The following is a 13,011-nucleotide window of genomic DNA, read 5'->3' as shown; positions in this document are numbered from 1 at the left end:
GAATACCAAGCAGAGGCTGTTGAGTACTTTGCAGTCGTTGATCACGCCACCAAGAGACCGGAAACAAGTGATCGGCGCTTGGCCAGAAGGCGACGCATCAGGAACCATCCCGGAAACCACAAACTGCGAGAGCGGCGAGCTAAGGAAGATGCTGTTTTCATACGTGGTGCGGTGGGACCATTGCTTCGCGCCCCACCCTTTACAAGGACTGGGGCCCGGCAAGCTGCAAGCCGGAGACACGCAGGAAGGCCATTGTCGGTGACTGGGTTCTCGGCGCCGGGCAGTCTGGCACGCTGACCGCGCCGTCTTTTTGAAGCAGGCAGATGAGATCACGACCTCCGGTGAGTACAAGACTACTTCTATCTTCGCAGTGAGAAGCAGGCCACGGAGCCCGATCAGATCATGCGTTGAAGGGTAGGTGAATATCGCTTGGAGCTCGAGACGAAATCGATGGGCGGAGCGAGAACCTTGTTGCGTTGTGCAACGACCTGGGGCTCGAGCCAATCGAGGAGTGGCTTGACCTTGGCTGCGTCGAAACGGCGGTAGTCCCTAGAGTTCTTTGAGTAACCGATCGCATCGCGGATCGCTTGTGGCATTGCGGGAGCCGAGGCACCGAAATAGACGAACAGATCCGACAGGAGAACCCTGTTAATGCGAGTATCGTGCGCGGTGTTGAGCGGGCATTGCGTGCCATCGAGCTTGCTGTGGACCGAGTTTTCCTGGAGCCATGGCGACGCCCTAGAGTCGCGATGATATATGTTGTCTCCGACGAGTTTCTTGGGCGTCCCGTTGCGTACTGGGCGCCGCGACTGGTACTCCGGCGCCGTCCAATAGTCGTCAAAAGTCGTCGCCCCCGAGACAACCATCGCGAAGACACAGCGCAGGGCTGGCTTGGTCTTGACACCCGTCATGCCGATAACCCAATCGTCTGCCTGAGCCTTCGCGCGGATATTGGGCTTGCAGCACGCGAGGGTGCACAGCCCGCCGAAAGGGTTGGGTGCAAAGCCTAAATCATAGCTTACCGCGTACAGATATACGCTTGCCATCAGGCGGCGCAGCCACTTCGAGGAAAGCTCTCACCAGGGGGGCGCTCCGAGCCGTCCGGCCTCTCGAAGGCATCGACCCTTCCTTCTATGGCGTCAATCACGTTGGCCGAGTTCCAGCCCACAAGGGCGTCTCCATAGTCTGCGAAGGCCTCAGGAATATCGTTTTCCGTTCCGCCGCGCTCGTAGACGCCGACGATTCTCTTGCCCAGCTCGTTTGCCTTGGTGATTTCCCAATTCACCCAAGGTCGCTTGTGGGTGTCCTTGCCAATGAGAACGACGACGGTCGAAGCCCACGACATTTTCATACGCAACAAGCGTTTCAGAGTACGTTCAGGAATGCGGCCCTCGTCCAGGCGGCGTTGGTTGGCCGGCTTCGCTCGAATCGAACTGTTGCGGATTTCATAGCCTGAGCGCGCTAGCAAACGTGTGAGGCCTGTTACAGACGCGTCGTCCGCATGATGGTGACTGATGAAGACATGACGTCGATTTGCCATCGGCGAGTACCTTTGCTGTGGGTGCACCACTATACCGGGATCAGCAGCAAACTTTCAATCCTCAGTACCAGCTTCGTTCACCGTATGTTATTGACGACAAGCGGCTGGGCGCAACGGCCAAACGACTAACGACGCTCCAAGAGAGTAAGCACGTGTCGCTCGATTTCCTCGCGTGTAGAAGCCGGATAAGTGACAAGAGATCGCGCGGCTCGTGGAACCATCCGCGTCTCGTCGACACAAAATACCCAAAGTTCCGTTCTTCCCTCTCGGTGACGTTCTAGAGCGGCCTCGAATTCATCGCTGCACCAAGGGCTGCACGCGTACTCCCTGCACCACACTGCGATGAAGACATCTGAACGCTCGATATGCTCTGAAATCTCGTGGGGCAAATCTCGCCCTGCTGCGAAATTACTTTCATCTCGATAGACGTTCAGTTGCCGTCGCCTCAACGTCATTTCAATAAAATCGGCTTCCTGAGGGCGGGATCGTGGATAGCTCAAGAAGAACCGCGGTGGGTCTCCCTCTTTGGTTCGACTCTCCCGACTGGCAAGTTGTTCGATCAGCTCGACGGCTGCCTCAATAGCGGTCGGTTGCGACAATGATGCTACGCGACCATCTAACAAATCGTCGAGCTGCCACCTGAGGCTCTCACACATCTGTCCGGCCACGCCGCCGAGAAATGTTAGCGGCAAAATTTTCTTAGACTTGGCAACCGCCAGAGTAAGCAGCAAACTCGCCGGACCGGAGTGCTTTCCTCCAACCGCGATTACTGCATGACTATCGTCTAACGCGGAGAGCTGTGACAACAACCAGCTATATTCCCAATGGATCTTCTGGTCTGGTCCAGTCGGGGCGGGGTGACTAAATGATCTGAAATGACGAGGACCAAGTGCTTTTGTCAGGTCGTCGACCTGAGAGGCAATAGCGCTATCGCGCGGGCTATGAATTTCGATAGAAGGACCCTTCCTTGGAAAGGCCTCTAGACGTTTAGTGGCGCCTCGCATCGCCGGCAGATCAGCGGACCCTGGAAATGGACTGCATGCTACTAGCTCATGTCCTCGCATCACGATGTCACCACCCAATTGGTCCATCGAAGAATTCAGAATCAAAAGCTCGGAAGCATATTCAGCGTCGTCTTTGGAGACGGTCGTGCCGCCAATGACCATGATTTTCACGACAATCCCCACCAGTTGATCGCATGCTGTCATACATCGCGGTATCACATTGGCAAAGCGCTCACCGCGGCTTCCATTGCAACGACTCACATACCCGTTCAAGCCGACGTCAGCTTGTCATTGCTCATGATCCATTCTGACAGCGATTTCCACGAGCCCAACCCGAGTTGTTTGGTCTTGTTTATGAAAGGCGAATGTTTCGCCTTGTCGAGATTGATAAAATCCACCTTAGGATAGATTTCCAGGTACTCTTGTTCCGCAAAACTAAGACTTCCTGCATCCGGCACCACCGGGAGAACAGCGACATTCCCGTTGACTCCGTCGAAAAAGCCTAGCTCCCAGGGCATCCAGCGCGAGACGGTTGAATACCGCGAGTGCAAATACATTAGCGAGCAGCATTGTCTCATTCGCTCGCGGAGACGTTTTGCAGTCGTACCAGAGACTCTCGTGCGATCAAGATGTGGATCCACAATCCAATCAACATAGACGGACAAGCCAGATCGCTCCAATATCGACTTGGCCCCCAGCACGATCTCTGCATCCTTGATTGAATGAGAAACAAAGACATCAAAGCGCTCGCGAGGGGAAGCTGCTGCTGTGGCGTCGCGCAACATCTCGGTCGCTGTTTTTTTTGCAGACGTCCTTGCCGTCGCTGCAGCATTCCGTACGTAAGACTCGGAAAGATATGCCATTTCGACTAGCCGTTTCTCACCATTCGTGGCCGGAAATTTTGAATCAGTGCTTTCCGTCGCCCGTTGGCCCTCTCAATGCAGCCACGCAAGGCGTTTACGTCTTGAGCGTTTTCCCACCAGATCCATTCTGCATATCCACTGTCAATATTATCCTGAAGGCGAGCTGGCTTGCTGGACGCATCGTTTACGACCGGCAGGCTGGGCAGCTTGATGCCAACAAGGGCCATTTCCCGCCGGAGACCCGCTGCAATCTCCCAATCCACGTACTTGCGATAAGCGGTTTGCAAGCCGCACAACACAATGAGTGTTGACGACCCTGAAAGATGGTTTTCACGTATATAACGAATTATGTATTCCGGGTCGCCACTGTCACGCGCTCTATCTAACGATCTATCCGAGAATACCTCGTAAGACTTCCCGAATGAATTGGAAAAATCTTCGTAGTATCGTTGGTCACCTCCGTGATAATAGCTGATGAAAACCTTACGACGGACCGGAGTTTCCGAAATAATATTGTTCCAAGAAACCATAATGCTCTCTTTCATCCTAAAGTTAAATATTCAAGCATTCCAATAGGCGCATTGCAACGCTAACTTGTACATTCTTCGGTAATCGCAGTAGCTGAACCGCAGCCAATGGGAGATGAAGAGGCGCTTTCCTGACGAAGCGGGACTCTATGGAGAAGAGCTGGTTCCTCCGAGGAGGAGGCGCCCTGACCGCAGCAAGTAGTAGTTGAACAACCTGATGGATTCATATTTTTATGGGCTTGGCCCCGCAAACACTCATCGATTTTCTGGAACGACCCATGAAAGACAAAGAAAGTGAGAAACTTCCGTGGCGGACTGCATTGTCCCGGTGGGAGGGACAGAACTTACTCTTTGATGACCATTTCTTTGAAGCATACGGCGATCGAGTGTGGGACGTGAAAACATCCGAGCTCGGCGCAGCGCACGCGCTTCACATAGAGCTTGTTTCACGCGTGGCGACCCATCCGTTAGGCTACAATGAAGGCAGCGAAGAGCGGGCACTTGAAAGCGTGTTTAGCCTATTCGCCGTGGCTCGAGAACTCACCAGGAGCGCTCCGGAGGCGCCAACCTTTGAGACAATCGTTTGGCACGTTCTAAACACATTTGTGCGGCCCTTCACCGCAAAATGGCATGTAAGAGCTAAGACGGGGGAGCTCCGTGCGCTTGACAGCAGCGATATATTCCGCGCCGAACTCGTTGACCTGCAAAGACGCCTAATTGCTTTGGATGACGTTCTTGCGAAAATCACCGAGAGCGAGTGTTATTCCGTTCCGGTGACAGGCAGGCCGGCAGATGCGGCAGTCATGAGGGAGATGACGAAACCGGTCTCTTGGAAGCCCATGGGCGAACCTTCCTCCGTGGCGGTGGCCCGCCCCCGTACTCAGGATGAAGCCACCAGGCTTGAGAAACTGAAGACGGCGGAAGCAGCTTTCATAAAGGAAAGACGCACCTTCTATGGAATAGGCGACAACGATTGGGCCTCAGGAATCGCGCTCTCTGGCGGCGGAATTAGAAGCGCAACGTTTGCGATGGGCGTTCTCGTTTCCTTGTCGAAAAGAAACCTCCTAACACAGTTCGATTATTTATCGTCAGTATCCGGGGGCGGGTACATCAGCTCGTTCCTGACGCAGTTACTTGGGTCGCCGCCCGATGAGAAATCTGCTCTTACGCTCCGATCATCAGACCTCCCATTCAAGCGGGAGGAAGGCGAGTCTCTTTTACTACAGCGCATTCGCCACGGCGCCAGCTTCCTGTCTGCCGGTCCGTGGGAACGCTTTGCAGTCGCGATGGCTCAGGCACAAGGAATATTCATCAACGTTTTGATGTGCGTGCTCCTGATCTCGATACTGGCATACATTCAGATTCTCTTGAATTACGCCTTAACACCTGATCGACGAGCCTCTGTGGCATTAGCCTTCATCATTGCATTCTTCGCCTGGGCACTAGTGCTGCCGGTCTCTCGAACATTCGGGCATCAATGGCTAAACCTATTCAATAAGATAAACGCATGGGTATGCGCGCTTCTGCTCGTTCCGCCAATTTGGGCGGGACTGCAGGCGGCGAACGCCGTAGCCACTTTACTTCGAGAGTGGCTAGTACCCGATGAGACGCGTCTAACCGGCTTCGCGTTTGTTTTCTTTTTGATTTTCGGAGCAGTCTTCTCGATCGCCGCTGCTCTCTTCATCGGCTTCAGCCGAATCCGACCATTATTGATGACGGGGCTCACAGTCGTTTTTGTTTTCCTTTGCGAAGGATTTGCTTTCCAAGTTTTTAGCGGACTGGATGAGATCACGGCCCTGAAGGTTATGATATCGTTGCTCGCCGTGGGGCTTGTCTTGTTTGTGTTGTTCAACGCGAACAGCACCTCCCTCCACCATTATTATCGGACCAAGCTTTTACAAGCATTCCTGCTGGATAAGCACGCGCAACCGACGCTCCCGATTAAACTCAGTGCATTTTCCGCCCCGCGCGCGATGTTTCCTATCATAAACTGTGCCCTAAACGTTCCTGGCTCGAAAATGCCCGAAATGCGTGGCCGCCACGCCGATTTGTTTTCCTTTACCCCCGTGTCGGCTGGAGCAAATCTAATTGGTCACTTCCCCATAGCGGATTGGGAAAGCAAGAATCCACAGCTTGATCTGGCGACCGCTATGGCACTATCCGGCGCTGCCGTATCACCTCAGATGGGGCTCAGGACCAGCCGCTATGGCAGCTTCTGGTTAACAGTTATGAACATAAGACTAAATCTATGGCTGCGTAGGCCCTCTATAGGAGGGACTCTTCGACGCTATCCCAACCTCTGGAATCTGCAGAAGGAGCTATTGGCTTCCGCGAGCGAAAACGGGGCATTCGTTAACATCTCTGACGGCGGTCACATCGAGAACCTCGGGGTGTACGAACTATTGCGACGCCGCTGTCGCTTCATTGTCGCCATCGATGGTGAAAACGACAGCCAGATGACTTTTCATGCCCTCACCAACCTGCAGCGCCTGGCGTACATCGACCACGGCATAGTAATCGAGGCCAACCTCGAAGACCTCCGGCTAAGTGAAAAGGGCCTCAGTCGATCGCATTTTAGATTCTGCCGAATTAGGTATCCAGCGGGCTCAGGCGATCAACATGAGCAAATTGGGTATATGATTTATCTGAAGCTCTCACTTACAGGCAACGAAGGAGAGTTCATACGTCGCTACAAATTTGACGAACCCGCGTTCCCTCATCATCCTACAGCAAATCAATTTTTCACGGAGGTTCAGTTCGAAGCCTACCGCGCGTTGGGCGAACACGTCGGGGACAAGATGTTTTTGCCTGCGATTACCGGGCTTGCTGATACCAGCGATGTTCTTTTGGAAAATTGGTTCTACGGTTTGGGGAAAAGCTTCCTTGATCAGAGCCCCGGCTGAAGTTGAGAACGCTCGTCGAACGTCGCCGTTCGTGCATGTCAGAACTTTTAAGCGAACCCAAAATTGATTGCGTCGCGATAGATTTCTTCTCACTTCTTTCTAGAGAAGCTAATTTTGGAGCACCAGCGGGAAACCTTGACGACGATCCCAAGCCGTGGTCGATGGGGGCGCTAAAGTTGTGGCGATTTTATCTCAGTTGATGGGGCTGACGTGAGTTACGAATGGGATGTCTTTCTGAGTTACCCCCGCGCTCGAAATGTTCAGCCCTGGGTAGACAAGCACTTCCTTCCCGTTCTCCATGGCCATCTAGATGGACTTCTACCCGACGAGCCCAGAATTTTTGTTGATACGGCTCAGCCAACTGGAGTTGATTGGCCGGACAACATCAGATCCGCTATCCAGCGTAGCAAAATAATGGTCGCGATTTGGACACCGCCGTATTTTCGCTCACCCTGGTGTATCGCCGAATGGGAAAGCATGATGGCTCGCGAGAACCGCTATCGTGCCGCTGGCACTCCTGACGCGCCGTGGCTTGTTTATCCGGTCGTTTACTCGGACGGAAAGAACTTCGACGACAGAGCCCAACGAGTTCAAGCGAGGAACCTGAGCCAGTTTGCCTATCCTTACGACAGCTTTCGAGATACGGAATCCTATATGCACTTCGACGACGCCGTGCGCGCTATCGCAGAGGAAGTGGAAACTCGTCTCAACAGCGCGCCAGCTTGGGAGCCGGATTTTCCTCTCGCAGACGTACAGCAAGCCGCTCAAGGCAATCCCCGCCTGAAATTGCCGAGGCTCTGAGATGCGTGGGTCGGTCGTTACATTTTACTCGTACAAAGGCGGCGTAGGGCGCTCGTTCGCCCTCGTTAATGTTGCAGCGCTGCTTGGTCGTTGGGGATTTCGCGTCCTATGCATCGATTGGGACTTGGAAGCGCCAGGCCTCGAGGCTTATTTCCGGCCCTACGGTCTGGATAAACAACTCTCGTCCAGGAAAGGACTCGTCGAGCTTTTCCAAGATTTCGACAAGCGCGCCCAAGTTCCGCTTCTTTGGCGAGAACTAATCTGCCCTCTCGATCCCGGAGCTCTCCCCGGCGTTGAGCTAATAAAATCTGGGCTTGCCGATGCTCAATATACCCGACGTGTTCAGCAGCTAAATTGGGACCGGCTGTACAAGAAAGGTCTTGGTGAAGCTCTTGAGACTATGTTTGACGAGTTCCGGGAAATCTATGATTTCATTCTTGTTGACGCGCGAACTGGGGTCACTGATTTTTCGGGTGTGATCACGGCCCAGCTCCCCGACGTTCTAGCATTCCTTTTCACGGCGAATGAACAGAGCGTCATTGGCGCGTCCACGGTAGCACGTCGGGCGGTTAAGATTAGGAATGATATTGCTCTCGATCGGTCGCGGCTCCTAACCCTTCCAATCCCTGCACGGTTTGAGGCGCAAGTGGAGCATCGCATCTCTCAGGAGTGGCGTGAGCGGTTTGTTACTGAGTTGCAGGAGTTTTACGCGGGGTGGGCCGGTCAGGACGTCCCTATCGATAAACTTGTCCCTGCGACAACAATCCCTTACGTGCCGTTTTGGAGTTTCGGCGAAAAGATCTCCGTGGTCGAAGATCCTAGCTCGGATCAGTCGAGCATTAATTTTGCCCTCGAGAATATCGCGGCACTTCTCGCGCATAAACTGGGCCAGACACGATTGCTCGTCGCATCTCGCGACGAGTTTGTCGGAGCAGCCAGACGCATCGCTCGCGATCCTGACGAAGTCTCGATATTCCTCAGTTATTCGGTAGAGTCTCGCTCAATCGCGCTCAGACTTGAACACGCTCTCCAAAGCAGTGGCTTAAAGGTGCGTTCTAGTGAACGGCTTAAGGCAGGTGAGCACTGGCCTAATCGCAACGCAGAGGACGTCGCCACCGCGCACCACTTCGTTTTGCTACTCGGTCCCGGGAGCAAGCCGAATCGTGTTTTGGATGCAGAGACGCGAACCTTCCTTCGACAATCTGCCTCGGATGAATCGCCCCGGATGCTCATACCCTTTCGGATCGGTAATGTAGACGTCGAGGATCTGCCGCCACTCATTCGGCACTTCCAGTTTTATGATCTAAGCGACGATGCAGATGCCGCGGCTGATAAAGTTATTCAGCTTATTCGCCCAACCAAGACTGCAAGCGCAGATGCCCAAATTATTCGGGCACACTTCACTGCAGAGGGCAACATACCAATAGCCGGCGTCGAAATGTGCGCAATCGCGGACAACGGAACTACGGTAACAACGAAGTCGGACAGCGCGGGCCATGCCGATATTGAACTCAGGACGGCACGCCTATATCGCCTTCTTCTCGCGCACTCGTCTTATCTTCCGAGGATCATCACCGCCTTTGATACAAGTAAAGAGCTGCGCGTTCGATTAGAACGACGAAGTGGTGCAGGCTCGTCAATTCTGCACTCGACCGGTCACATCCCTGGACTTGAAGGCCGATTGAATCCAGTAATGGACACGCTCGACCGCACCTATCTTTACGCGGAGAATATAGCCATAGACGGTGGAAAACGGCAGCCCGTGGACTTTGCTGTCGATCAGCCATTCATTCTGGAAGATCGCCTAGGTAGTGTATTCCGCGCTACGGTGCGCTTTATCGAGGGCAGAACAACTCTCGTCGAGTATGAGAAGGTTACCTCGCACATTGAGAAGCTCGTCGTTTTGAGAAGCGAGATTGATCGGACGCTCCAAAACTTAGGCAAGCGCATCGTTCAGGGTGCTCTGAACAAAAACCAATCAGCAAGATTTCAGTCGTCACGTGAACTGGCAGAGAACCTAGTCAAACTCGATCCCACGCTGCTCCCAACGTTTGCACTCCTCCGCGATTTCTGGCCGATCGCGAATGCCGCGATACACGGCGACAGTGTTGCAAGCGCCAGCATTGAACGAGCTCTCCAGCTTGGTGGCGATGCCCTTGTAGCTCTACAAGGTCGCCTTCATCCAACCGCCACCGGGCCTTTCTGATTTTTCGTCACTTGGCACCCAACTTGCCTCGCTACATCGCGGCAGCATAGCAGCAGTTGCTCAAATTTACATCGCGTTAACCGTATGTATTAACGCCTTAAATTTCACAAACAGAAGCGAAGAGACATAATGCTTCCGTCATTCGGACGCTACTTTCCGCGTCCCTTCACTATCGATAGGTTTCCAGTATCGATAATCATTGTATTGCGCGTATATATTCGAAGACATGCGGAGTATTATACATAATTCTATTATCGCAAGCTCTGACTTGATGGGAAGACGCCTACAACGTACTTTCGGCTGCTTCCAACATCTACGCGACCAACAAACAGCAGTTTTGGGTCTTACAGTCACGATGACGGCAGGCGACTTGCCGGCTTAAAAAATATCCCATCGGTTAGACAGGGATGGCGATCGAGTTATGTTGAAATTGGTTGCGAGGGCAGGATTTGAACCTGTGGTCTTGAAAGGAGTCGAACCAACGCCCCTGTTATGTTCACCAGACGTTTGAAAATACTGGATGATTTACTGACCGCGAAGTACCAAAAACGTGTTCAGCGGCGACCGGTAGTTTCCTGATCGGCAATCGCCTTGACGACCTCAAAGTCCATTACGGCATGCGGTTCGATGCGGGCCACTTCGCTGGCGCCCAGTGCCAGTGTTCTCCGAGATCACCGTTCGCCCGGCTGCGGGCGGCTCTTCGCTGCGCCTCGTAGTAGGCGTTGACCGGGTCAGCTGCAGCAAGCCGCTTGGCGTCTTCCGACGACGGCGGATCGCTCGCCGGTGTTCGATCCATTGCCGCAGGAATCCGATCACGGCCGGCCCCCCTGCGACGCCAGAAGCTCTGCCCGGGGATCCAGATCGCTGAGGTGTCGTCACCGTGCTGCACGGCGCTTCCCTCGAAGACGCATATCCCGCCCCAGGCGCAGATGACCGCATCGAGCATGTCTTCAAACGCCTTCAACTGCCATGACGGAGCCTCGAGCGGAGGTAGCTGCAAAACCTCAGAGGCGCCCGGTACTTCCTGGTCGAGGCCGGCGACGATCACCCGCCAGGTTTCGAAGAGTTTGGTGCGCCGGTTGGCAGGGGTTTCCATTGGCCAGTAATCGCGGGTCTCGCCCTGCTTGCAAGGAAGCCGTTTTTCGGTGCGCATCAGTTCGACCAAGGCCGGATGCGGATAGACTTCCAACAGGCCCGGCACGCCCACCTCTTTCGTCAGCAGTCCATATCCGTAAACGTTCGAAACCGCCCCTCAGATCGTCGCTGATCTTGCCGGGCCTGATCGCGCTCGGGGTGTACGTGCTGCAATGGCGGGCGCCATAGGCAGCCGAAACCAGATTGTCCGAAACTCGCCGCGCTGTGATCGGCTCGAGAGAAAGGGGCATATCCACGGCAACAAAGTCGACAGGAGCGCCAGCGATTTTCCCGGTTGCGGCAAGGAGAGCCGCGCCTCTGCGATCGAAGCGGCCTTGCCCTCTTCCAGCAACAGCCTGCGGCTTGGCCACCTTCGTGGTAGCCGGCAAAACAGCAGCTGCAAAGAAGTCGAGTTGCGAGGTCATTGTATTCCGATCCGATTGCGGCATGGCCGGCGCACAATACGCATGGGCATAGGCTCAAGCAACGACGCCCCGATCGGGTGCACGTCGCACTGCGGTGGAGGAACTGCAGACAAGCACTATTCAAAGCAAAGAACTACTTTGGGTACTGACGTCGAAATCGTAGGATGCCGAACAACGATTTGACGATTTTGAGAACAGCCATGAACAATCAGGCGCAACAGCCGATCCGAGAACATCATTTTTATGTCTCAACCGCGAAATTCCTGTTCCACCACCCTCAACACGGCATTGTGGCTGTCCGCGATCCGATACGACTGGCGGACGCCAAACGGCATGGGCTAGGCCCCATCGTACTTTACGGGCTCACCGTTGCCGGCCTGCCAATCCGCTGGTTGACGTTCTCCACGATGGAGAAGCGCAAATCATTGCGCGAAGTGCTGCTGACGGCATGGAGAAACGCCGAGGGTTTGCGCGGACTGCCAGATGTTTTGCGTGTGAACCGCTACGTGGAACGGGCCGACCCATCATTGGCGGCGGATATTGCTAAGATCGGCATCCGGCTTGAGGTTGCCGACCCCAAGGACAAAGCGGCTCCGGCATCGTTACGCTCGGCTCACGATGCCTCCCTGTGGTTATCGAAACGGCATAATCCGGTCGATCTGTCTGTGGCCACGTCCGTCGAAGCCCTTTGTCGTGATGCACATGACGATCACGATTGGCGGGCAGGCAGCGGTCCTCGCGGGCTTAGCAATCGAAAACTCGAGGACAACATCGAGCGGTGGCTGGAACTGCCGATGCGACCCCCGGCAGACATTCTTCCCGATAACGTCGAGTGGGAAGCCGGTCCATGGCTGTCGTCCTGGGAAACCTCACTCCCACCCGACCGGCCGCGCTATTTCAAACACGACGGATTTACCGGCAGGATGTGGCTGTATTCGGGAGAGGACCCATCGGAAGACGTCGATGACGATGACGACATCCCGGCCTACGACGAGTATGACAACGTAGCGGAAATCGCCAAGAACCTGGTCGCCTGCTGGACCCATCCGCCGAAGGAGATCGCTGCGGCCGCTGGAATCACCCTGCGCCAGCTCCAGTGGTTCATCTCGGAGCGTTCCACCCTCGACCGGTCGGCGCGCTTCGACCTCGAACGTCTATTGGGCATCGAATACGACGAGCGGATGGGCGGCTACACGCCTGCCGGGCCTTACGTTCTAATCGCAAGGAAAGCCCAAGCAATCGAAGCGATCTATCAGGAGATTTCCGGCGGCGGTGATGCCTGTCCTTGCGAACTCGTTCCCGCCCGGGGACAGGCCGACCCGAGCTGGAGATACGTCTTGATCAATGCGGTTGGGACACCGCCGACCCTTGTCATGGCGCCCCGTGGCGAGGCGATCACGGAACGCCTTCCCGACTTGATCATGAACTACGAGGGCATCCGGCCGGTTTCGCCGGCCTTTTATCGCGACGTGGTCACGACTTGCGCCCGCGCTTGCCTGACACCCGAGGCCAATGCGCGGGAGATGCGGGATTTTGCAAAGCGCTACGAACGGGAATGGGTCGATTGCGCATGGCTGCCGGACTGAATTTGCTGGTAGTGCGTGAGCC

At 54.8% G+C, this 13,011-nt stretch carries 10 protein-coding genes and 1 pseudogene; 5 read left to right on the top strand and 6 right to left on the bottom strand.

Features of this window, described 5'->3' with window-relative positions; all coding sequences use genetic code 11:
- Positions 1–395: 395 nt before the first annotated feature.
- The 5 genes from RB548_RS22935 to RB548_RS22915 form a co-directional block, all read right to left on the bottom strand.
- Complete coding sequence (locus RB548_RS22935) at positions 396–1,046, bottom strand: Nmad2 family putative nucleotide modification protein (RefSeq protein WP_331375616.1); 651 nt, start codon at positions 1,044–1,046, stop codon at positions 396–398.
- A complete protein-coding gene (locus RB548_RS22930; RefSeq protein WP_331375615.1) occupies positions 1,046–1,540 on the bottom strand; it encodes a TIR domain-containing protein in 495 nt (164 codons plus the stop codon). Before RB548_RS22930 ends, RB548_RS22935 begins: the two co-directional genes overlap by 1 nt.
- Positions 1,541–1,665: 125 nt before the next feature.
- Positions 1,666–2,706 (bottom strand): toll/interleukin-1 receptor domain-containing protein, encoded by a 1,041-nt coding sequence (locus RB548_RS22925; protein WP_331375749.1) that lies wholly within the window; start codon positions 2,704–2,706, stop codon positions 1,666–1,668.
- 107 nt (positions 2,707–2,813) lie between these two features.
- Positions 2,814–3,407, bottom strand: coding sequence for a hypothetical protein (locus tag RB548_RS22920; protein WP_331375614.1), 594 nt, complete (start codon positions 3,405–3,407; stop codon positions 2,814–2,816).
- 5 nt (positions 3,408–3,412) lie between these two features.
- Entirely contained in the window at positions 3,413–3,937 is a 525-nt protein-coding gene (locus RB548_RS22915; protein ID WP_331375613.1) for a TIR domain-containing protein, read from the bottom strand.
- A gap of 275 nt (positions 3,938–4,212) precedes the next feature.
- On the opposite strand from RB548_RS22915, the gene RB548_RS22910 reads away from it, so the two are divergent.
- From RB548_RS22910 to RB548_RS22900, 4 genes and pseudogenes are all read left to right on the top strand, one after another.
- Positions 4,213–6,837 (top strand): patatin-like phospholipase domain-containing protein, encoded by a 2,625-nt coding sequence (locus tag RB548_RS22910; protein ID WP_331375612.1) that lies wholly within the window; start codon positions 4,213–4,215, stop codon positions 6,835–6,837.
- 210 nt (positions 6,838–7,047) lie between these two features.
- Positions 7,048–7,272: pseudogene (locus tag RB548_RS32230) on the top strand (hypothetical protein); the annotation flags it as partial.
- Between the two features lie 45 nt (positions 7,273–7,317).
- Complete coding sequence (locus tag RB548_RS22905; RefSeq protein ID WP_331375611.1) at positions 7,318–7,638, top strand: hypothetical protein; 321 nt, start codon at positions 7,318–7,320, stop codon at positions 7,636–7,638.
- A 1-nt stretch (position 7,639) separates the two neighbouring features.
- Positions 7,640–9,844 (top strand): KGGVGR-motif variant AAA ATPase, encoded by a 2,205-nt coding sequence (locus RB548_RS22900; RefSeq protein WP_331375610.1) that lies wholly within the window; start codon positions 7,640–7,642, stop codon positions 9,842–9,844.
- Positions 9,845–10,454: 610 nt separating this feature from the next.
- Here the strand turns inward: RB548_RS22900 and RB548_RS22895 are convergent.
- Positions 10,455–11,045, bottom strand: a complete 591-nt coding sequence (locus tag RB548_RS22895; RefSeq protein ID WP_331375609.1) for a DUF429 domain-containing protein — start codon at positions 11,043–11,045, stop codon at positions 10,455–10,457.
- Between the two features lie 558 nt (positions 11,046–11,603).
- Here RB548_RS22895 and RB548_RS22890 point away from each other — a divergent pair.
- Positions 11,604–12,989 (top strand): hypothetical protein, encoded by a 1,386-nt coding sequence (locus tag RB548_RS22890; protein ID WP_331375748.1) that lies wholly within the window; start codon positions 11,604–11,606, stop codon positions 12,987–12,989.
- Positions 12,990–13,011: the final 22 nt, after the last annotated feature.

The organism is Sinorhizobium chiapasense (assembly GCF_036488675.1).
Lineage (GTDB): Bacteria > Pseudomonadota > Alphaproteobacteria > Rhizobiales > Rhizobiaceae > Sinorhizobium > Sinorhizobium chiapasense.
Note: the sequence above shows the minus strand (reverse complement) of the source record. Positions and strands in the feature narration are given on the sequence as shown.